At 60.2% G+C, this 20,981-nt stretch carries 16 protein-coding genes; 10 read left to right on the top strand and 6 right to left on the bottom strand.

The features are described 5' to 3' along the window. Positions 1 to 86: 86 nt before the first annotated feature. Positions 87 to 473 (bottom strand): DUF4168 domain-containing protein, encoded by a 387-nt coding sequence (locus tag ACTZWY_RS03680; RefSeq protein ID WP_444789327.1) that lies wholly within the window; start codon positions 471 to 473, stop codon positions 87 to 89. A 616-nt stretch (positions 474 to 1,089) separates the two neighbouring features. Here ACTZWY_RS03680 and dusA point away from each other — a divergent pair. Further along, the gene (dusA, locus tag ACTZWY_RS03675; protein ID WP_444789326.1) at positions 1,090 to 2,115 is read left to right on the top strand and encodes a tRNA dihydrouridine(20/20a) synthase DusA; all 1,026 of its coding nucleotides are present in this window, start codon (positions 1,090 to 1,092) and stop codon (positions 2,113 to 2,115) included. A 42-nt stretch (positions 2,116 to 2,157) separates the two neighbouring features. On the opposite strand, the gene ACTZWY_RS03670 is transcribed toward dusA, so the two are convergent. Next, on the bottom strand, positions 2,158 to 2,487 hold the full coding sequence (locus ACTZWY_RS03670; protein WP_444789325.1) for a DUF6477 family protein: 330 nt from the start codon (positions 2,485 to 2,487) through the stop codon (positions 2,158 to 2,160). Positions 2,488 to 2,679: 192 nt separating this feature from the next. Here ACTZWY_RS03670 and ACTZWY_RS03665 point away from each other — a divergent pair, with 192 nt between their 5' ends. Next, complete coding sequence (locus ACTZWY_RS03665) at positions 2,680 to 3,759, top strand: DUF6456 domain-containing protein (RefSeq protein WP_444789324.1); 1,080 nt, start codon at positions 2,680 to 2,682, stop codon at positions 3,757 to 3,759. Positions 3,760 to 3,774: 15 nt separating this feature from the next. On the opposite strand, the gene ACTZWY_RS03660 is transcribed toward ACTZWY_RS03665, so the two are convergent. Both ACTZWY_RS03660 and ACTZWY_RS03655 read right to left on the bottom strand, forming a co-directional pair. Next, entirely contained in the window at positions 3,775 to 5,625 is a 1,851-nt protein-coding gene (locus tag ACTZWY_RS03660; RefSeq protein ID WP_444789323.1) for an ABC-F family ATP-binding cassette domain-containing protein, read from the bottom strand. A gap of 119 nt (positions 5,626 to 5,744) precedes the next feature. Continuing rightward, positions 5,745 to 6,605 (bottom strand): DsbA family protein, encoded by an 861-nt coding sequence (locus tag ACTZWY_RS03655; protein ID WP_444789322.1) that lies wholly within the window; start codon positions 6,603 to 6,605, stop codon positions 5,745 to 5,747. Between the two features lie 245 nt (positions 6,606 to 6,850). Between ACTZWY_RS03655 and ACTZWY_RS03650 the strand changes: the two genes are divergently transcribed. The 8 genes from ACTZWY_RS03650 to ACTZWY_RS03615 all read left to right on the top strand — a co-directional run bounded on the left by ACTZWY_RS03650 (position 6,851) and on the right by ACTZWY_RS03615 (position 18,865). Then, positions 6,851 to 8,122 carry an N-acetylmuramoyl-L-alanine amidase gene (locus ACTZWY_RS03650; RefSeq protein ID WP_444789321.1) on the top strand — a complete coding sequence of 424 codons (1,272 nt, stop codon included), beginning with the start codon at positions 6,851 to 6,853 and terminating at the stop codon, positions 8,120 to 8,122. A gap of 129 nt (positions 8,123 to 8,251) precedes the next feature. Further along, positions 8,252 to 10,804, top strand: coding sequence for a penicillin-binding protein 1A (locus ACTZWY_RS03645; RefSeq protein ID WP_444789320.1), 2,553 nt, complete (start codon positions 8,252 to 8,254; stop codon positions 10,802 to 10,804). Between the two features lie 380 nt (positions 10,805 to 11,184). After that, on the top strand, positions 11,185 to 12,312 hold the full coding sequence (gene prfB / locus ACTZWY_RS03640) for a peptide chain release factor 2 (RefSeq protein ID WP_444789379.1): 1,128 nt from the start codon (positions 11,185 to 11,187) through the stop codon (positions 12,310 to 12,312). An 81-nt stretch (positions 12,313 to 12,393) separates the two neighbouring features. Then, positions 12,394 to 13,176 (top strand): DUF2189 domain-containing protein, encoded by a 783-nt coding sequence (locus ACTZWY_RS03635; RefSeq protein WP_444789319.1) that lies wholly within the window; start codon positions 12,394 to 12,396, stop codon positions 13,174 to 13,176. A 342-nt stretch (positions 13,177 to 13,518) separates the two neighbouring features. After that, complete coding sequence (locus tag ACTZWY_RS03630; protein WP_444789318.1) at positions 13,519 to 14,595, top strand: Hint domain-containing protein; 1,077 nt, start codon at positions 13,519 to 13,521, stop codon at positions 14,593 to 14,595. 219 nt (positions 14,596 to 14,814) lie between these two features. Next, a complete protein-coding gene (locus tag ACTZWY_RS03625) occupies positions 14,815 to 15,255 on the top strand; it encodes a hypothetical protein (RefSeq protein WP_444789317.1) in 441 nt (146 codons plus the stop codon). Between the two features lie 109 nt (positions 15,256 to 15,364). Further along, positions 15,365 to 16,396, top strand: a complete 1,032-nt coding sequence (locus ACTZWY_RS03620; protein ID WP_444789316.1) for a cysteine synthase A — start codon at positions 15,365 to 15,367, stop codon at positions 16,394 to 16,396. Positions 16,397 to 16,408: 12 nt separating this feature from the next. Continuing rightward, positions 16,409 to 18,865 (top strand): DUF3772 domain-containing protein, encoded by a 2,457-nt coding sequence (locus tag ACTZWY_RS03615; protein ID WP_444789315.1) that lies wholly within the window; start codon positions 16,409 to 16,411, stop codon positions 18,863 to 18,865. Between the two features lie 284 nt (positions 18,866 to 19,149). Here ACTZWY_RS03615 and ACTZWY_RS03610 read toward each other — a convergent pair whose 3' ends face one another. Then, complete coding sequence (locus ACTZWY_RS03610) at positions 19,150 to 19,545, bottom strand: F0F1 ATP synthase subunit epsilon (protein WP_444789314.1); 396 nt, start codon at positions 19,543 to 19,545, stop codon at positions 19,150 to 19,152. Between the two features lie 10 nt (positions 19,546 to 19,555). After that, positions 19,556 to 20,974: a F0F1 ATP synthase subunit beta gene (gene atpD / locus ACTZWY_RS03605; RefSeq protein WP_444789313.1), complete on the bottom strand. Its 1,419-nt coding sequence runs from the start codon at positions 20,972 to 20,974 to the stop codon at positions 19,556 to 19,558. Positions 20,975 to 20,981 lie beyond the last annotated feature (7 nt).

Here is a 20,981-nt window from a genome sequence, read left to right as displayed (position 1 = left end):
ACGCCGCTGGGCGGCGGCACAAAACAAGGGCGGGGTGCTGTTTGTGCACCCCGCCCGTTTTATTGTGTTCACACTCTGACGGGGCGTCAGCCGCCCATATGCGCTTCGGTAAAGCGGGCATCGATGCGCGCGGCCAGTTCAGGGTCTTCTGCTGCGGCATTGGCGATGGCAATGTATTCGTCCAGCGTAATACCCGGCGTTTCCTCCACGGCTTGCAGCATGGCTGCGTCGGCGGCTTCCAGAATTTCCATCTGGGCATTCTGGTCTGATTCCGCCTCGATCCGGGCCATATATCCTTCGCGGACTTCATTGACGGCCAGCGCCGCTTCGATGAAGGCATCGACCATATCGCTTTCGGCGGCAATGGCTGCACCATCGATCTGGTCCTGGGCCATGGCCACAGGTGCCAGCACAGGGGCACCCGCCATGGATGCGGCCAGCACGGTCGAGGCGAGGATTTTCTTCAAACTCATTGCAATCTCCTGTTTTATGGGCAGTGCGCGACAGGTTCGCCGCGCGCCTGTCCTGAAGCTAGGGATCCCCGTGCAGGCCTGCAAATCGCTCGGCGGGAAAATGCTTGGATTATGTTCAGGCTGCAGGTTGGGGGGCGTCTTGGGTTTTTTGATGAGTTTGGCCTGAAGGGGACGTTGGCACTTGGATGAAGCCCGCGCCATGGGTGACTGTTTCAGGCCATCCCGCCTTCAGCCCCCCCCTGCTGTCTGGCCAAGCGCCCCGGGTCCCCGATCCCGGGTATGATCCCGTCCCGCGTTACGGGCCCCAAGCTGACGGTATGCCCCGGAGCACTGATCTCACATGCCCAATACTGGGCGTCGCACAGGCCCCCATGGCCACCACCCAGCACAGCAAGCCCGAGGAAATGCCAACACCTGACCCCGTGACAAGTTCTGCTGTTGCCGGGTCAGTTACAGAAGTGACAATCCACACATCTGCCCGTTTGCGTTCGATGGTTGTGCCCATTTTCGGTATCCCAAACGTGGTTTTCTGGTATTCCATAACGTGCCAGGGTGGATGTATCCGTCCAAATATGCCAGTTCGGCGCCAAATACGACGATGTGAGAAACAGGATATATGCTGGAAAAGCCAATAAAAAAAACGGAAATCGACAATTCCCGCCTGTCCGTTGCCCCGATGATGGACTGGACCGACAGGCATTGCCGGTTCTTCCATCGTCAGTTTTCGCGCCACAGCCTGCTTTACACGGAAATGGTGACCGCGCCCGCGCTGGTGCGGGGGGGGGCGGTGCATTTGCTGGACCATGACGCCGCCGAGCATCCGGTCGCGCTGCAACTGGGCGGGTCTGATCCGCGTGAACTGGCGCAGGCGGCAGCGCTTGGTTTTCAGGCGGGATATCAGGAAATCAATCTGAATTGCGGCTGCCCGTCCGACAGGGTGCAATCTGGCAGTTTTGGGGCGGTGTTGATGGAACATCCCGCGCTTGTCGGGGAGATATGCGCCGCCATGATCGCGGCCAGCCCTGCCGAAGTGACCGTGAAATGCCGCATCGGCGTAGATGACCAGCATCCCGAAACTGTGCTGCCGGGGTTTCTGGACACGCTTGACAAGGCGGGGGTGCGCCGTGTCATCATTCATGCCCGCAAGGCGTGGCTGCAAGGCTTGTCGCCCAAGGACAACCGCGAAATTCCACCCTTGGATTACCCGCTGGTTGTGGCGATGAAAGCTGCATTTCCCCACCTGCATATCTCGGTCAATGGTGGTGTCACGTCGCTGGTGCAGGCGCGTGATTTGCTGGATCAGGGGCTTGACGGCGTGATGATCGGGCGTGCGGCGTATCAGCGGCCTGCCGATATTTTGCAAGATGCCGATGATATGATTTTTGGGGACATGGCACAGGGCCGCGATGCGTTTGACGTGCTGCAGGCCATGCGCCCGTATATCCAGCGCGAAGTGTCGCGGGGCGTGCGGTTGGCCAGCATCACGCGCCACATGCTGGGGCTTTTTGCGGGCAAGCCGGGGGCGCGGGCATGGCGTCGTGTGCTGTCTGAAAACGCGCATCGCGCCGGCGCCGGGCCAGAGGTTCTGGATATGGCGCTTGCTGCGGTGCAAGACGCGGCTGCGCAGCCCACCGCCGACTGACGTGCCCGCGGCCACGGCACGGGGGCCGCGGGGGCCGCGTGGCTAGCATGCCTGAACTGCACGCAAAGGGATGGTCCCGTTTTGCTGTGCGCGCAGCGTGGCCGTTTCGGCCATCAGCGCCGCCATCACCAAAACATGTTCGGCCACGCGCCAGCGCGCATCATGGTAGCGCCGCGCCTGTTCCATGTCTGTTTCCAGCATTGTCAGCTGGTGGATTGCCTGTTGCGGCGGGGGCAGGGCGCTTGCCAGTGGCAGGCCCAACACCCGTGGCAGAACGCTATCGCGGCAGTAATCCTCTGTTGCATGCCGCGCTGCCACAACCAAAAGGCGAGGGCGAATTGTTGTTTCCAAATTGTTGCGCAGCGTCTTCATTCCCGAACTCCTGAATCGTCAAGGTCCCCATCTTGCCATGGAAAACCGAGTGTTGCGTGACTTGTGCGGGTGCGCGCGATGCGTTCAGCAGGGTTTATTGTTTCTTAGTCATGATTGCCGGACGCTCGATTGTTTAGAAATCGGTAACCAATGCAATCTTAGGTGGTGTTGTGAAAAAGGAGCATGATCCTGATGAGTGCGAACCCGTGCCGACCCGCAGACCCCCACCCCTGTCAGGTGGAGACGCTACCCGATTGGGTGCCCGAGGGGGTCAGGGTGTATCTGTCGCACACGGCGGGGGGGCTGTCCTTGCGCGCGATTGCCCGCAAGCGGGGGTGTCATGCCTCAACAGTGTTGCGGCAGGTGCGCAGGTTTGAAAATCGCCGCGATGACCCGCTTGTTGATGACGCGCTGACCCGTCTGGACAACGCCATACGCGCACCATTGCCCGGTCCATACCGAAGGGAACCTGTCATGAAACCTGCCAAAAGTGGCGCTGTGCCCCCCAGTCTTGGGGCTGCAGGCACCGACGAAGATGTGATGGCTGTGCTGCGCCACCTGAAAACGCCGGGCGCGGTTCTGGTGGTGGCCGCCCAGATGCCCAAGGCCGTGGTCATTCTGGAAACCGGCAGCGGCACCACACAGCGCATTGCGGTGCTGGACCGGGATATCGCCGAAGTTATGGCCCTGCAGGATTGGATATGTTGTTCGCGGCCCGGGCGGGTGGCGTGTTACCGGATTACCCCGACGGGCGAAGCGGCGCTGTTGGCGCATGGGGCCAATGATGCGCATGCGCCCGCAGCGGATGCGCAGGGCGCAGGACGGCGGACGCGCTATGGCCCGGCTGAAACCCCTGTCAGCATTCTGGCGCGGCGGCGGGAAAAATCCGGCAAGCTGTTTTTGCACCCCGACCTTGCCGCTGTCGCCGAACGCCTGCGCGAGGATTATGTCATGGCCCAGCTGGACAATGTGCCGCTGCAGCCTGTTGAAAACCTTGTCGAAGTGCTGAAGGCGCGCAAGTTGCCCGGTCCAAATATTGCAGCCCCCGGAACACGGGCGGCGCGGCTGCGCGTGCTGGATGTGCTGCGCGATCTGGGGCCGGGGTTGGGGGATATTGCGCTGCGGTGTTGCTGCTATCTGCAAGGGGTGGAAGCGGCTGAAACCGCGCTGGGGTGGTCCGCGCGGTCGGGCAAGATTGTGTTGCGCATTGCGCTGCAGCGGCTGAAAATCCGCTATGACGAAATGGGTAAGGACACGGCCCTGATGGGGTAGGCCCGCTTGTCGCCGTCAGGCGTTTTGTGCGCCGTCCAGTGCTTCTTGCGCGGCCACCCACATGGTTTCCGCGCGGTCCAGCGCGTCCATCACTTCAGCATATTTGCGCTGCCACACGCCCAGATCCCCTTCGCGGCCCTGTTCATACAGTTCGGTATCGGCCAGTTTTGTGGCCAGTTTGCTGCGCATGTCTTCCAGCTTTTCGATGCGGGCTTCGGCCTTGCGCAGCTCGCTGCGCAGGGTTGCAATATCTTCACGGGTGGCGCGTTTGGGTTTGGGCGCGCTGGGTTTTTCGCGCGCGGGTTTGTCATCATTGGACAGCAGGAACGCGCGATAGCTTTCAAGATCACCTTCATAGGGCGTGACCTTGCCGCCGGACACCAGCCAAAGCCTGTCGGCCACCAGTGACAGCAAATGCATGTCATGGCTGACCAGCACCACAGCGCCGGTATAAACAGTCAGCGCATCCACAAGCGCTTCGCGCGATTCGATGTCCAGGTGGTTTGTCGGTTCGTCCAGAATCAGCATATGCGGCGCATCCAGCGTGGCCAGCAGTAGCGACAGGCGCGCTTTTTGTCCCCCCGACAGGCGTGCAACCACTGTTTCCGCCTGATCGGCCATCAGACCGAAGCCTGCCAGCCGCGCGCGCAGGCGCGGCGGCGCCTCCGTCGGGCGCATGCGCTGCAGATGTTGCAGGGGCGTTTCATCCAGGTCCAGTTCATCCACCTGATGCTGGGCGAAATACCCCACGCGCAGCTTGTTGGCGCGCGTCAGCTGGCCGTTGCCTTCCAGCTTGCCAGCCAGCAATTTCGACAGCGTTGATTTGCCTTCGCCATTGCGCCCAAGCAGGGCAATGCGGTCATCTTGATCAATGCGCAGTTCCAGCCCGCGCAGAATGGGCGGGCCGCCATAGCCCACGGCAACCCCGTCCAGCCGCAAAATGGGCGGCGACAGTTCTTCTGGCGCAGGAAAGGTGAAAACATGGCGCGCGGCTTCCGCTGGCGGGGTGATGGGCGTCAGCTTTTCCAGCATTTTCAGCCGCGATTGCGCCTGTTTTGCCTTGGACGCCTTTGCGCGGAAACGGTCCACGAATTTCTGCATATGGTCGCGTTTCAGCGACACTTTCTGCGCCTCGGCGGCCAGAACGGCGCGCTGTTCGGCGCGGGTGCGCGCGAAGGTGTCGTAACTGCCCGCATACAGCGTCAGTTTGCGGTCTTCCAGATGCAGGATATGGCTGACAGCGCGGTTCAGCAAGCCGCGGTCATGGCTGATGATAAGAACAGTATGCGGGTATTTGGCCAGATAGCTTTCCAGCCACAACGCGCCTTCAAGGTCCAGGTAGTTGGTCGGTTCGTCCAGCAGCAACAGGTCAGGCTGTGCAAACAGCACACCCGCCAGCGCAACCCGCATCCGCCAGCCGCCCGAAAAATCCGAACAGGGGCGCGCTTGTGCGGCGGTGTCAAACCCCAGCCCCTTCAGGATGGCGCTTGCGCGCCCTTCGGCGGACCATGCGTCAATATCGGCAAGGCGGGTTTGCACGGCGGCAATGCGGGCGGGGTCGGTTGTGGTTTCGGCTTCCGCCATCAGGGCGGCGCGTTCCACATCGGCTTGCAGGACTGTTTCCAGCAGCGACGTTGACGATGACGGCACTTCTTGCGCGACGCCGCCGATGCGCGCGCGCGATGGCAGCGTGATCGCCCCCCCTTCCAGTGGCAGATCGCCCTTGATCATGCGAAACAGCGTGGTTTTTCCCGTGCCGTTGCGCCCGACCAGCCCGACCTTGTGGCCTGTTGGAATATTGGCTGACGCCCCTTCAAACAGGGGCCTGCCTTCGATGGAGAATGATATGTCGTCTATATGCAGCATGTGCGCGAAGTGCCTGTAAAACAGCGGGGCGTCAAGGTGGCCTTCGCAGTGCGGATATGAAAACCCCCGGCGCAAGGTGGCGGCCGGGGGCGGATCGTGCCTGAATTGGGGGGCTGCGTTTACTCGCGCAGGTTTTCAGCCACCAGCGCCAGCGTATCCGCGGGCACAAAACCGCGCAGGAATTCGGTTTCCATGATGAAGCTGGGCGTGCCGCTGATTTGCAGGCGTTGGGCCAGCGCGCGATTATCAGCCAGAATGCTGGTGATGTCGTCATCATTGAGCATCGCCAGCACCGCGTCACCGTCAAGGCCCAGATCGGCGGCAAGATCGGTCAGCATGTCGGGGCTGTAGCGCCCCTCATGCTGGATCAGGGCGGAATGCGCGGCACCATAGGCGTCATCGCCCGCCATTTTCTTGACTGCAATTGCAAAGCGCGATGCCAGTTCGGACTCTGGCCCAAGGATTGGGAATTCCTTGATGATCAGGCGCACATTGCCATCCTGTTCCAGAAAATCCGTCACTTCGGGATAGGCGCGTTTGCAAAACCCGCATTGATAATCCATGAATTCCACAAGCGTCAGGTCCCCGTCCGGGTTACCGCCCACCCATGACACCCCGTCATTGAAAATCTCGTCATAATTGGCGTCAATCAGCGCAAGGTCCATGTCGGCCTGTGAGGCGGTGTTGCGCATTTCATACTCGGCCACCGCTTCGAAAATGACTTCGGGGTTTTGCAACAGGTAGCTGCGCACCTTCTCGCCGAATTCGGCGTCCACTGCGATTGTGTCGGGCACGGGTTGCGCGCCCAGTTGTGCCAGCGCCGCATCTGCGGTGTCGGGTTGGGTGGACACGGCTGCCTGCGTTTGCGCAGCTGTGTCCACCGGGGCGGACCCGCCGGCGCTGGACAATACCAGAACCCCAAGGGCCGCCGCCGCCATGCAGGTTCCGATAAGGGCGGTGTCGGTCACGGGAAGGGTCATACGCTACTCCTTGTGAAACTGGCCTTGCGCTGCAGTGCAGCCAAAGGCCGGAAAATTGTTCTTTGCCTTCTTAAACCCTGTCGACCCCGTAGAATCAACCCAAAGGATATGGACAAAACGCCGCTTTCGCAGATTTGATCGCGCGGCGGGCAAATCCCGCTGCACAGCGGCGCGATGGGCATTTGCGAATGGTGCAGTTGGGTGTAGGGTCGCGCCCGGACAGGGGCAGTGCAGCGGGCAGACAGGTGAACAGCGGCAGGAACGTCATTTCGCCCAAGAAGGCGGTGCTATGGGTCTTTTGTGTTCTGGTTGCATCATCGGTGGCACTGGGCGCACAGGCGCAGAATCGTCTGGGGGCGCAGGCCCGCATCTTGCCACAGGGCACGCAGCTTCAGGCGGATGCACACACCATCACGCTGGATCTGACATTAAGTCAGGCGGTGCCCTATCGGGTGCGCGTGTTGCCCCTGCCGCCGCGTCTTGTGCTGGATCTGGGAACAGTGGACTGGGCGCAGGCGGGCGATGTGGTCGCGCTGCCCGCTGTCGGGGTGCGCAACATGCGCAAAGGGCAGCTTGGCAATGGCTGGGCGCGGCTGGTTCTGGATATGGACGGGCCATTCCTGCCCCAACAGGTTGACCAGCGCATTGACCCTGAAACTGGGCTGGCGCGCATTCAGGTGGTGCTGGCACGCGTGGCGCGCGACCACTTCGAACAGCGCGCAATGCCAGAACAGGATTTTCTTGCGCGCAACCCCGCGGGCCTGTTGCACCCACCCGCGTCAGACGATGTGGCAGGGCGCAATCCCCAACGGCGGCGCCCTGTTGTCATGCTGGACCCCGGCCATGGCGGGGTTGATCCGGGCGCCGAACGCGACGGTGTGCGCGAATCCGATCTGGTGCTGGCCTTCGCGCGCACCCTGCGCGAGGAATTGCTGCGCCGCGATCTGGTCGATGTGGCCATGACGCGCGACGCCGATGTGTTTGTGTCCCTTGACGGGCGCATCAGGGCCGCGCGCGCCGCCAATGCCGATATGTTCATTTCGTTGCATGCCGATGCGCTGCCCGAAGGGCTGGCCACGGGAACCGTTGTTTACCTGCTGGGCGAGGGCGAGGGCGATTCCGCCGCCGCCTATCTGGCCGAACGCCATGACCGCGCGGACATTCTGGCGGGGGTGGACCTTGCGCGCACCAGCGATGAAATTGCCCGTGTGCTGATGTCGGTTGCATGGCAGGATACGGCACCACGTTCGCGCCATCTGGCAGAAGCGCTGGTGCAGGGCATTGCACAGACCGGGCTGCGGTTGCATCGCCGCCCCGTGCAGGCCGGGGCCTTCAGCGTATTGCGCGCCCCTGACATGCCGTCGGTGCTGATTGAACTGGGGTTCATGTCCAGCCCGCGCGATATGGCCAATCTGCGCGATCCTGACTGGATATCGCGCATGGCGGGCGCGATTGCCGATGCCATTGAAACATGGCTGCGCGAAGATCAGGCCCAAAGCCTGTTGCGCCGCCAATAGCGCGCAGGCGCGGGCGTGGCGGGCCTGCGGCGGCGGGTTTTGTCCGAAACCCGAAATCGTGAAGCGGGGGTTTTTGACGCGCTGCGCGAATGGGCGTATAAGCGCGCCATTCGGTGCAAGGGGTAACGCGTGCTCAGGACGATTCTATCTTTTTTTGGCGGTTTGTTCAGCTTCGCCATAACGGCTGTGTTTTTTGTCGCACTGGCCATAGGCGGTGTGTTCTGGATGTATGGGCAGGATTTGCCAAGCCATGAACAACTGGCCAATTACACCCCCCCCACCATCAGCCGCATTTATTCCGGCGAAGGGCGGTTGATTGACGAATTCGCCATCGAACGGCGGCTTTTCACCCCTGTGGCCGATATTCCCGAACTGGTGAAAAATGCCTTTATCAGTGCCGAGGACCGCAATTTCTATATCCATGCCGGGTTTGACCCGCGCGCGATTGCAGTTGCCGGGTATGAAGCCATCGCCTCTCGGGGGCGGAATGTGCGCGGGGCGTCCACGATTACCCAACAGGTGATGAAGAACTTTCTGCTGTCAGGCGACCGCACCGGAGAGCGCAAGATCAAGGAACTTATCCTTGCCAGCCGCGTGGAAGGGACACTGACCAAGGACCAGATCCTCGAGCTGTATCTGAACGAGATTTTTCTGGGCCAGAATTCCTATGGGGTGACTGCCGCCGCGCAGACCTATTTCAACAAGACGCTGGATGATCTGGAACTTCATGAAGCGGCGTTTCTGGCGGCCTTGCCGCAGGCCCCGTCAAACTACCACCCTGTGCGCAACCGCGACCGCGTTGTTGCGCGGCGCAATTATGTGCTGGGCGAAATGCTGCGCAATGGCCATATTTCACGCGCCGAACATGACCGCGCGCGCGAACTGCCCCTGCTGACCGTGCAATCGGGCGATTTTGCCAGCCCGCGCGACATTATCCCGCCGCGCGATTATTTCACCGATGAAGTGCGCCGCCAGCTTTCGGGCACCTTCGGCGAGGAGGAATTCTTCACCGGCGGTCTGAGCATTCGCGCCACCATCGACCCCGAGATGCAGACCCATGCGGCCCATGCGCTGCAAAGGGCGCTGGAAGACTATGACCGCAGTCGTGGCCAGTTGCGCCCCAGCGGCGAGCGGCTGGAGGCGGAAGATCTGCTGGACGAGGCTGCGTGGCGTGCGGCGCTGGCCCGGGTTGAAGTGGCGCGCGACATTACCCTTGGCGGGCGCTGGTATCCTGCGGTTGTGCTGGACGCTTCGCCCGATCAGGTGCGGCTGGGTATTGAAGATGTGCGCGCCGATGTGGATACGCCCCATGTCGTCAACCGCCCTGATATAAACTGGGCGCGCGGGTCGCTGTCGGACAATCTGACAGTGGGGGATGTGGTCCATGTGCGCCGCGTTACCGATGATGCCGGTAATTTCCAGCGCTGGTCCTTGCGGCAGGTGCCAGAAGTGCAGGGCGGTTTCATGGCAATGGATGTCAATACTGGCCGTGTCATCGCCATGCAGGGCGGGTTCTCCTATGAATATTCGGTGTTCAACCGCGCCACACAGGCCCAACGCCAGCCCGGTTCGGCGTTCAAGCCGTTTGTGTATGCCGCAGCATTGGACAGCGGGTTTACGCCCGCCACCATCGTCATTGATGCCCCCATAGAGGTGGAAACAGTGCAAGGTATCTGGCGGCCCACCAATGCCAGCAACCAGTTTTATGGCCCCACGCCCGTGCGCACAGGCATTGAAATGTCGCGCAACCTGATGACCGTGCGTCTGGCGCAGGAAATCGGCATGGATGTTGTGGGCGGCTATTCCGAACGGTTCGGGGTTTATGACAGGTCCCAGCAATATCTGGCGGCGGCACTTGGCAGTCAGGAAACCACATTGTTTCGTATGGTTGCGGCCTATGCGATGTTTGCCAATGGGGGCGAGCGGGTTGAACCCACGCTTGTGGACCGCGTGCAGGACCGCTGGGGCCAGACCATCTATCGCCATGACCAGCGCACTTGTGTTGATTGCAGCGAAGCAAGCCTGCCGGAAGGGCGCGCGCCCTGGATTACATCGCAGCGCCAGCGCGTGATGGATGCGGTCACGGCGTATCAGCTGACCTCGATGATGGAAGGGGTGGTGCAGCGCGGCACGGCGGCACGCACAGTCAACCTGCCCGTGCCCACCGCCGGAAAAACCGGCACCACCAACGAAGCGCGCGACGTCTGGTTTGTGGGCTATACGTCCAATATCGTGGCCGGGTGTTATATCGGCTATGACCAGCCCCGCCCGTTGGGGCGCGGTGCAGGGGGCGGCACCATGTGCGGCCCTGTGTTTAACGAATTCATGCAAGAAGCCGTCAAGAAATACGGCGGCAGCCGCTTTCGCGTGCCATCGGGCGGGTATTTTATAAATATCGACCGCCATTCAGGGGCAAGATTGCCCGAAGGGGCAACTGGCCCGAATGTCATTGCCGAATTCTTCCGCGAGGGGGTGGAGCCGATCTTCGGTCTGGCGGCCATTATCGATGGCGGGTTTACCTTGGGGGGCGATTTGCCGATGTTTGAACCCGGCGAGTCCTATCAGGAATTGCAGCGCGAGGATTCAGGCCGTGGCCAGTTGCCCGATGACCGCACCAGTGGCAGGGACGGCGGCGGAGGGGCTGCAAGTTTCGGCACAGTTTCCACGGGTGGGTTGTATTAGGGCACAGGTTGAACCTGCCCTTTATCCTTGGATGTAGCCCGCACTGTCAGCGGGCCGGGGTCTGCCGATCCGACGTCAGTGACGTTCACTTTATGCAGGCGGCATACTCCTGACTCGAAAAGCTTGGCGCGCCTTCAGGGCATCGGCAGGCTGCGGGACGGCCCGCCGATGGCGCGGCGGGCTGCGCCCTTTGCGCCGCGCCTTGGGCATTTCTTCAACGCCCCTTCACCCCAAAACCCACCACAACCGCTGATGATGGCCTGGCTTCATACAAAGAACCGGCCGCGTGCAAACAAGATCACAGGTCGGGCGACTTGCCCCTGATGCGTCGTCGCGCTATGGACAAGCCCAGCTTTCAGCTTCAGGAATGGACGATCCCCATGCGCGCAGAGACGCTTAGCACCATTGACGCGATCCGCAAATCACTTGCCTTGCTTGGCCAGCGGATGGATATCGAAACCGCGCCGCACCGGCTGGAAGAATTCGATGCGATGACTGAAAACCCCGACCTGTGGAATGACCCCGCCCGCGCACAGGCCCTGATGCGCGACCGCCGCCTTCTGGCGGATGCGCTGGGAACCTACCGCAGCATCGCGCAGGAACTGGAAGACCAGATCGGCCTGATTGAACTGGGCGAGGCCGAGGGTGACACCGAAGTGGTGGCCGAGGCCGAGGAGGAGTTGCGCAAACTGGCCAAATCCGCCGCTGCCAAGGAACTGGAAGCGCTGCTCAATGGCGAAGCGGACAGCAACGACACCTTCCTTGAAATCAACGCGGGCGCGGGCGGCACCGAAAGTTGCGACTGGGCGTCGATGCTGGCGCGCATGTATGTGCGTTGGGCCGAAAAGAAGGGCTACACGGTCGAATTGATGTCCGAAAGCGCAGGCGAGGAAGCGGGCATCCGGTCCGTGGCTTACAAGATTTCAGGCCATAATGCTTATGGCTGGCTGAAATCGGAATCCGGTGTGCACCGTCTGGTGCGGATTTCACCCTTTGACGGGTCGGCGCGGCGGCATACCTCTTTCAGCTCGGTCTGGGTGTATCCGGTTGTTGATGACAATATCGAAATTGAGATCAACCCGTCTGATATCCGCATTGATACCTATCGCTCATCCGGGGCGGGGGGGCAGCATGTCAACACCACCGACTCGGCGGTGCGGATTACCCATATTCCCACGGGTATTGTGACCACATCCAGCCAGAAATCGCAGCACCAGAACCGTGAAATTGCGATGAACGCGCTGAAATCGCGCCTGTATGAGATGGAGTTGCGCAAGCGCACTGAAGCGATTGAAGCGGCCCATGACGCCAAGGGCGATGCCGGTTGGGGCAACCAGATCCGGTCTTATGTGCTGCACCCCTACCAGATGGTAAAGGATTTGCGCACATCGCATGAAACCTCGGACACGCAAGGGGTGCTGGACGGCGCGCTTGACGGGTTCATGGCGGCCACGCTGGCCATGGATGTGTCCGGCAAATCCCGCGCTGAAGCGAATGCCAGCGACTAAGCGCGCGTGCGGGCGTGTAAATTCGCTTGCATGACATAATGTCGCACCCCTATCATTCCCGAAAAGGGAATGGAGGACATCATGAGCGACAACACCAGTCAAGGCACCCATCGCCCCCCGTCCATAGTGCCAGCGCCGCAAACCATTGGCCTTTCGGACCTTGCTGCCGCATTGCGTGCGGGCTGGTCGGATTTCAGGCAGGCCCCCATCTTCGGGCTGGCGTTTTCTCTGGTGTATGTGCTGGGCGGGCTGGTGCTCTATGCGATCTTTCTGGCGTCGGGGCAAAGCTGGTGGTTCATCCCCGTCGCAGTGGGGTTTCCCTTGCTTGCCCCCTTTGCCGCAACCGGCCTGTATGAGGTCAGCCGCAGAATTGAGCAGGGCAAGGACCTGAACTGGGCCGCGGTTGCAGGATGTGTTTTTGCGCAGCGCGACCGGCAGGTGCCGTCCATGGCGATGGTCATCATGCTGGCGTTCATGTTCTGGGTGTTTGTTGCGCATACCATTTTCGCGCTGTTTTTCGGGCTGCGCCCCATTACCAGTTCGACATTCGACATGTTGATGTCCGGGCCGGGCCTGATGATGCTGCTGGTGGGTGGCGCGATTGGCGGCAGCATGGCGGCGGTTTTATACGCCTTGTCGGTCATTAGCCTGCCGTTGTTGCTGGACAAGGAAGTGGATTTCATCACTGCGATGATCACCTCGTTCTCGGCTGTGATGCAGAACTTGTGGGTCATGTCTGTCTGGGCCGGAATTATTGCGGCGCTGTTGTTTGCGGCCATGCTGCCCATGTTTCTGGGCTTGTTTGTCGTGTTGCCCGTGCTGGGACATGCATCATGGCACCTGTATCGGCGGGTTCTGGCTTAACCGGCATTCAGGGCCGGGCGGTGGCGTAGGTAAACGAATCCTGAACATCATGCTTTGGGGTGGGCGCGCGTGGTCCAGCGTGGGGACTGGACCAGCGTTTCGGCAGAATCGTCAATTTGGCACTGTGCCGCCTATTGTTTCCTTGATTTGCGCATCGATGATCATTTTATCTTTATCACCAAAGATATTGCCGTTATTGTGCCACATTGTGGGAGTATCGCTGAAACTTAACGATTATTATATACGTTGATGAAGCAGCGCTCGGCTAAGGTTATGGTCATGAACTCGTTATGATCGGGCCGGTTTCAAACGTTTCGGTGTTGCGAATAAGGGTGAATTATTATGTCTGTGACAATCAATGACCTGATCAGGCTAAGCGGGGCAGGTGTCGACACAGGAAGTTTCCGCACAGTTTTCAGCTATGACCCGGACCCTGCGGTATCAGATCTGGTTGGCGTGCTGGACGGGGTTGAATTTGAAGAAGTCCCCGGAACAGTGGACCAGTCCCTTCCCATAGGGTCGACCACCATCATTGACGGTGTTGAATATGAACTGACCGAAGTTTACACCTTCTGGGGCGGTTTTACGAAGGTCGACCCTGATACTGGCGAAACCTTCACGCAATTCGGACAGACAAGCGCGTTTACAGTGACCGCGGCGGACGGGTCGGAAATTTCCTTCATCTCGCCCAGTGACAGCTTCAGCCCCGAAGGGCCGTGGCTTCCCGGTGACATTCTCTCCATCGAAGTTGCCTCTACGCCGACAGTTGAAACGGCCATCACCGAAGGCACGGACGGCGACAACAAGCTGACCGATGATGACGATGTGACAGTGCCGTGTTTCGTGGCAGGCACGCTGATTGACACTGCACAAGGACCCCGCCCCGTGGAGCAGATTGTTCCCGGTGATTTGGTCATGACCCGTGACAACGGCTATCTGCCGGTCGTCTGGGCCGGATCACGCGAATTGACGCAAGACGACGTGGCGCAGAACCCCGACTATGCAGCGGTCATCATTCGCGCTGGCGCTTTGGGGGACGGAATGCCGCAGCGTGATTTGCGCGTGTCGCCGTGGCACCGCATTTTGATCAGTGGCCAGCGTGCGGAAGTGCTGTTTGGCGAACATGAGGTGCTTGTGCCTGCCCTGCATCTTGTTGGTCAGGCGGGAATCGAACGCGAAACCGCGCCGGTCCATTATGTGCATGTGATGTTCGCCGCCCATCAGATTATTCGCGGCGAGGGTGCTTGGAGCGAGAGTTTCCAGCCCGGACAAAAAACCCTTGGCGGTATGGATGATCGGCAGCGCGATGAATTGTTGGCGCTGTTTCCGGAACTGGCCAGCATGGCGGGGCAGGATGCCTATGTTGCCGCGCGCCTGACGTTGAAAGAAAGCGAAGTGCGCGCCTTGATGGCCGCCTGACACAGGCAGGTCGCAGCGGTGTTGATTTTATGCCCTGTCGCCCGCGCGACAGGGCATTTTTGCTAGAGCATGTCGCGCAACGCACGATACGCGGGACCCCCTGCCTTGGGCCTGTCACGCCCCCCTCAGGAATGATGGTGGGCGGGGGCATATCCGCTTGGGGGTGGACACTGCCCGCAGCGCAAGGCAATCTGCAGAAAATAGTTGCGGGAGTCTATCATGGCGGAAAAACGGGCGCGTGGCGTATTGGTGACCGTATTCGGTGTTGTCGGAACAGCCTGTTTCGGGTTTTTGGCGTTGGAATATGTGTTGGCGCGATATGATGCGCTTGGCGCGATCATTCATTTACCCGCGCCGTTCGGTCTGGGGGATTTTCTGAACGTCATGCCGGATTGGGCTGCATTGGCCACAACGGCGGGCATATGGCTGGGGGTTCTGGGCGCGGTGTTGTTGCTGCTGGGCGACAGGGCGTCAGTGCTTGTGCTGGCGCTGGGAATGCTGGCCAGTTTGGTGGCGCTGGTCTGGGGGGCTTTGGCCGTTGCGCAGGGGCAAACCCTGATTGGCACCATCAGGCCGCTGGATTATCCCGGTGCATTGGCCCTTGGCAGTTTTGGCCTGTGGTTATATGCGCGCACGGCAAAACGGTATGGGCGGCTGTAACAGCGCCCTGCCTGCCCACACCCGGCTTCCCGGCCCACACGGGGCGGCATCATCCCGGATGCCGCGTTAAAATACCTTTCCATGGTCTTGAGAATATTGGAGAAACCTGATGACGCGCTACGCAAACCTTGCACAGGCCATCGGAAACACGCCCTTGATCCGGCTGAATAAGGCCAGCGAGGCGACAGGCTGCGAAATCCTTGGCAAGGCGGAATTCCTGAACCCCGGCCAATCCGTCAAGGACCGCGCGGCGCTGTATATTATCCGCGATGCTGTGGCGCGCGGTGCGCTGAAACCGGGTGGCACGATTGTGGAAGGGACCGCAGGTAACACCGGAATCGGGCTGGCGCTTGTGGGCGCATCCATGGGGTTCAGGACCGTGATTGTTATTCCAGAAACCCAAAGTCAGGAAAAAAAGGATATGCTGCGGCTGGCCGGGGCCGAACTGGTCGAGGTTCCCGCCGCCCCCTATCGCAACCCCGACAATTATGTGCGTTATTCTGGCCGTCTGGCCGAAGCGCTGGCCAAAACCGAACCCAATGGCGCCATCTGGGCCAACCAGTTTGACAATGTTGCCAACCGTCAGGCACATGTGGAAACCACTGGACCGGAGATCTGGAACCAGACAGATGGCAAGGTGGACGGATTCATCTGCGCCGTTGGGTCTGGCGGGACCTTGGCGGGCGTGGCGCAGGTGCTGCAGCCCAGGGGCGTGAAAATCGGTCTGGCCGACCCGCTGGGCGCGGCGCTGTATAGCTTTTACACCAGCGGGGAACTGAAGTCAGAAGGCGGGTCCATTACCGAAGGCATCGGGCAGGGGCGCATTACTGCCAATCTGGAAGGGTTCACCCCTGATTTTTGTGCACAAATCCCTGATGATGAAGCGCTGCCCTATGTGTTTGACCTGCTGGCCGAAGAGGGGCTGTGCCTGGGCGGGTCTTCCGGGGTGAATGTGGCAGGCGCGGTGCGCATGGCGCGCGACATGGGGCCGGGGCATGTGATTGTGACCATCCTGTGCGATTATGGCACGCGCTACCAGTCCAAACTGTTCAACCCCGAATTCCTGCATAGTAAGAACCTGCCGGTGCCAAGCTGGCTGGACCGTGAACAGCGCGCCCTTCCAACCGTGTTTGAAGCCTGATAGTCTGGTATCATGCAGTTTATAAAAGGTCTTCTTCTGGCGCTGTTTTGCGCCACAGCATGTGTCACGGCCCCGAACGGGGCGCTGGCGCAATCCTCTGAACCGCCCGCCAGCACTGCGCCGGATTACGACGAATGGCGCAATGTCGCGGCGCGCGCGGAAAGTATCACTGATGCGGGCACCGCTGATGATGCAACCCTAAATGAGTTGCGTCAGGAACTGGTGACGTTCCGGGCGCGTTTTCTGGCCGCGCAGGATGCCAACCAGACGCGGATTGCCAGTCTTCGTGAACAGATCGCAGCACTTGGCCCCGTTCCCGAGGAAGGCACGTCTGAAGCCCCCGAAATCGCCACGCGCCGCGCCGAGTTGACCGAACAGCTTACGGCCCTTCAGGCCCCCGGGATTGCCGCGCAAGAAGCGTTTCGGCGCGCGGATGGCTTGATCCGGCAAATTGACGTCATCTTGCGCGAACGTCAGGCCGAAGCACTGCTGGAACTGTGGCCCTCGCCGTTGAACCCCGTCAACTGGGTGGCCGCTGCTGATGCGGTCTGGGGGCGCAGTTTTACATTCTACACCCAAGTGGCCGGCGCGCTGGATGACCCTGCGCGCCTGCGTGAATTCCGGTCCAATCTGCCGATTGTGCTGTTGCTTATCGGGTTTGCCGGTTTCGTATTGTTGCGCGGGCGGCGCTGGATTGAACATGCGGTGGCCAAATTGCTGCACGAAGAAGGGGCGCGCAAAAGCAAGCGGGTTTTTGCAGAAATCGCCTCTCTTGCGCAGATTCTGGTCCCGGTGACGGCTGTTGTTGCAGTTGCCATCGCGCTGGAATTGACCGGCATTATCGGCGAAATCGGCAGTGACCTGACAACTGCACTGATTGGGTTCGGGGTCATCTACTTTTCTGCCAGATGGGCCGGAGGGGAGATTTTCCCAGTCGTCGAAACCCCGCAACTGGCCTTGAAACTGCCCGATGCCCGCCGCCGCGAGGGGCGTTTCCTGTCCCATCTCATGGGCCTGATCATGGGCGCAGGGCTGATGATATATGAATACATCAACCCAGAAGTTCAGACAGACGCCGCGAATGCTGTAATCCTGTTTCCGATTATCGTGCTGGCCGGGCTGGTGCTTGTGCGGTTCGGGTCGCTGATGACGCTGCATGCCAAACTGTGCACCGACCAAGGCGAGGAGCGGCGCTTTTTTGACAGGATGATCAATATCCTTGGGCGCGGGGCGCTGGTGATTGGTGCGGGTAGCCCGGTTTTTGCCGCTGTCGGCTATGTTCAGGCCGCCGAGGCGGTGTTGTTTCCCGCGATTGTGTCCTTATGGGTTGTCGCGGTGCTTATTTTCGTCTCGCAATTGGTGTCAGACACATATGATATGGTCACGGCCCGCAAGCTTGATGACCCCGACGCGCTGATCCCTGCATTGATCAGTTTCGCGTTGGTGTTGTTGTCCTTGCCGGTTTTCGCCCTGATCTGGGGCGTTCGCCCGACCGAGTTGCTGGAACTGTGGCAAGTGCTGCGCGAAGGGTTCCGTGTTGGCGAAACGCGCATATCACCAACCAATATCCTGAGTTTCGTAATCGTTTTTTCCATCGGCTACATGCTGACACGCATGGTCCAAGGCGCGCTTGGGTCGACTGTTCTGCCCAAAACCAAGATCGACAAGGGCGGGCAGAAGGCAGTTATTTCCGGCACTGGCTATGTGGGCATATTTATTGCCGCGCTGGTGGCGATTTCGACTGCGGGCATTGACCTGTCCGGCCTTGCCATTGTGGCGGGGGCCTTGTCCGTGGGGATCGGTTTCGGTCTGCAAAACATTGTTTCGAATTTCATTTCGGGGCTGATTTTGCTGATCGAACGCCCTGTAGCCGAAGGCGACTGGATTGAGGTTGGCACCACGATGGGGACAGTGCGCTCAATCTCGGTGCGCTCTACGATCATCGAAACCTTTGACCGGACAGATGTGATTGTGCCCAATGCGGACCTGATTTCGGGCACCGTGACAAACTGGACGCGGTTTAGCCAGACCGGGCGTGTTATCATCCCTGTGGGGGTGGCTTATGGGTCGGACACGCGCAAGGTGGAACGTATCCTAAAGGAAATCGGGGATGCGCAGCCCTTGGCGCTGCTGGACCCGGCGCCGGCGGTGCATTTCACCAATTTCGGGGCGGATGCCCTGGAATTTGAGCTGCGCATTGTCATCAGCGATGTGGGGTTCGGGTTAAGCGTGCGCACAGAAGTGCGCCATCAGATTGCGGAACGCTTCAAGCAGGAAGGTATAGAAATACCATTCGCACAGCGTGATATCTGGCTGCGCAACCCCGAAGTTTTGCGCGGAGATGCGCCTGTCGCGCCAGCAGCTGACACGCCACAAGAAGCGGCGCAGTCAAACCTGATGCAATATGATGAAGTTTCTGAAACGGACACGGGCGATACATCTGACGCTGACGGGCCGGATCAGCGCTGAGCAGGTTGGTCAAAGGCGGGAACCTGTTTTGCGCAAAAGACACGCGACACCATGAGGTTAGAGCAGGTTGCGCAAAAGTGGGAACCGGTTTTGCGCTTCTCGAACCTGCGAACTCAATAAGTTAGAGTGGGTCGCGTGAATGCGAATGAACGCGACACGCTTTAAAAAAACCCGCCGCACATGGTGCAGCGGGGTCTATCTGTGCAGCTGGACGTTCTGGCAGACGCAAATTACGCGTTTTTCTCTTGCGCCATTGCGTCGCAAGAACTGGCGCCCAAGGGGCGTCAGAACATTGTCGCGATGGTGTTGGCCAGATCGTCCGCGGTTTTGTTCAGCGCATCGCGGTCGTGACCTTCGGCCGTTGCCGCTTTGGCGCGCGTTTCGTCAAGCAGCCCTTGCAAGGCGTCGCGCCCTTCCTGCCCAGCAGGATAGGCGCGTTCTGCCAGAACAGATGTCGCGTTGGGGGTGATTTCAGCGAAGCCCCCCGTCACGGCAAACCGGGTTTCCCCATCTGCACCATCAACCACCAGAACGCCGGGGCGCAAAGTGGTGATCAGGGGCGCATGATCGGACATTGCTGTCAGGTCGCCATCTGCTGCAGGGATCTGCACAGCGCGCGCCTGAACAGAAGCAAGCTTCCGTTCGGGCGATACCAGTTCGAATTGCATCATGTCAGCCATAAGGCCCCCTTTAGGCCGCAGCGGCCAGCTTCTCGGCTTTTGCGATCACATCGTCAATGTCGCCGACCATGTAGAAGGCGGCTTCGGGCAGGTGGTCGTATTCGCCTGCGACAACAGCCTTGAAGGATGCGATGGTTTTTTCAAGCGGAACCTGAATACCGTCGGACCCGGTGAACACTTTTGCCACGTCAAAAGGCTGCGACAGAAAGCGCTGGATCTTGCGCGCGCGTGCCACGGTCATTTTGTCTTCTTCCGACAATTCGTCCATGCCAAGGATGGCAATGATGTCCTGAAGCGACTTGTAGCGCTGCAAGATACCCTGCACATCGCGGGCCACCTGATAATGTTCATCCCCGATATAGGTCGGGTCCATCAGGCGCGAGTTGGAATCAAGCGGGTCCACAGCGGGGTAGATGCCCAGTTCCGAGATCGCGCGCGACAGAACGGTGGTCGCGTCAAGGTGGGCAAAGGATGTGGCCGGCGCAGGGTCGGTCAAGTCATCTGCAGGCACATAAATCGCCTGAACCGAGGTGATGGAGCCTGCCTTGGTCGAGGTGATGCGTTCCTGCAATGCGCCCATGTCGGTGGCCAGCGTTGGCTGGTAGCCCACAGCGGAGGGAATACGCCCCAGAAGTGCTGACACTTCCGAACCGGCTTGCGTAAAGCGGAAGATATTGTCCACGAAGAACAAAACGTCGGTCCCGGACTGGTCGCGGAACTGTTCGGCCAGGGTCAGGCCGGTCAGTGCCACACGCGCACGCGCACCGGGGGGTTCATTCATCTGGCCATAAACCAGCGCCACTTTGGATTCCGACAGGTTGTCGATGTTGATAACGCCGGATTCCATCATCTCGTGATACAGGTCGTTGCCTTCACGGGTCCGTTCGCCCACACCGGCAAACACCGAATAGCCCGAATGCACTTTGGCGATGTTGTTGATCAATTCCATGATCAAAACGGTTTTGCCCACACCAGCACCACCGAACAGACCAATTTTACCGCCCTTTGAATAGGGGGCCAGCAGGTCGATAACCTTGATGCCGGTCACCAGAATCTCGGATTCTGTTGACTGCGCGTCGAAACCGGGGGCGGGTTGGTGAATCGCGCGGCGTTCGGTCGCGTCAATCGGCGCGCCTTCGTCCACGGGTTCGCCCACCACGTTCAGGATGCGGCCCAGCGTTGCGTCGCCCACGGGAACCATGATCGGCTCGCCCGAGTCCTTGACGGGCTGGCCACGGACCAGACCTTCGGTCGCGTCCATCGCAATGGTGCGCACAGTGCTTTCGCCAAGGTGCTGGGCCACTTCCAGCACCAGACGCTTGCCGTTATTGTCGGTTTCCAGCGCGTTCAGAATAGGGGGCAGGTCGCCGTCGAACTGCACGTCGACGACGGCGCCGATCACCTGTGTGATTTTGCCATTTGAAGCCATTATTTGT

This window comes from Roseinatronobacter sp. NSM (assembly GCF_052379845.1).
Taxonomy (GTDB): domain Bacteria; phylum Pseudomonadota; class Alphaproteobacteria; order Rhodobacterales; family Rhodobacteraceae; genus Roseinatronobacter.
This window is presented reverse-complemented; position numbering and strand designations above follow the sequence as displayed.

What these genes read in the sequence shown, in the direction of transcription:
- ACTZWY_RS03680 (WP_444789327.1), bottom strand. Translation starts at nt 473, where the DNA reads ATGAGTTTGAAGAAAATCCTCGCCTCGACCGTGCTGGCCGCATCCATG.
- dusA (WP_444789326.1), top strand. Translation starts at nt 1,090, where the DNA reads ATGCTGGAAAAGCCAATAAAAAAAACGGAAATCGACAATTCCCGCCTG.
- ACTZWY_RS03670 (WP_444789325.1), bottom strand. Translation starts at nt 2,487, where the DNA reads ATGAAGACGCTGCGCAACAATTTGGAAACAACAATTCGCCCTCGCCTT.
- ACTZWY_RS03665 (WP_444789324.1), top strand. Translation starts at nt 2,680, where the DNA reads ATGAGTGCGAACCCGTGCCGACCCGCAGACCCCCACCCCTGTCAGGTG.
- ACTZWY_RS03660 (WP_444789323.1), bottom strand. Translation starts at nt 5,625, where the DNA reads ATGCTGCATATAGACGACATATCATTCTCCATCGAAGGCAGGCCCCTG.
- ACTZWY_RS03655 (WP_444789322.1), bottom strand. Translation starts at nt 6,605, where the DNA reads ATGACCCTTCCCGTGACCGACACCGCCCTTATCGGAACCTGCATGGCG.
- prfB (WP_444789379.1), top strand. Translation starts at nt 11,185, where the DNA reads ATGCGCGCAGAGACGCTTAGCACCATTGACGCGATCCGCAAATCACTT.
- ACTZWY_RS03635 (WP_444789319.1), top strand. Translation starts at nt 12,394, where the DNA reads ATGAGCGACAACACCAGTCAAGGCACCCATCGCCCCCCGTCCATAGTG.
- ACTZWY_RS03630 (WP_444789318.1), top strand. Translation starts at nt 13,519, where the DNA reads ATGTCTGTGACAATCAATGACCTGATCAGGCTAAGCGGGGCAGGTGTC.
- ACTZWY_RS03625 (WP_444789317.1), top strand. Translation starts at nt 14,815, where the DNA reads ATGGCGGAAAAACGGGCGCGTGGCGTATTGGTGACCGTATTCGGTGTT.
- ACTZWY_RS03620 (WP_444789316.1), top strand. Translation starts at nt 15,365, where the DNA reads ATGACGCGCTACGCAAACCTTGCACAGGCCATCGGAAACACGCCCTTG.
- ACTZWY_RS03615 (WP_444789315.1), top strand. Translation starts at nt 16,409, where the DNA reads ATGCAGTTTATAAAAGGTCTTCTTCTGGCGCTGTTTTGCGCCACAGCA.
- ACTZWY_RS03610 (WP_444789314.1), bottom strand. Translation starts at nt 19,545, where the DNA reads ATGGCTGACATGATGCAATTCGAACTGGTATCGCCCGAACGGAAGCTT.
- atpD (WP_444789313.1), bottom strand. Translation starts at nt 20,974, where the DNA reads ATGGCTTCAAATGGCAAAATCACACAGGTGATCGGCGCCGTCGTCGAC.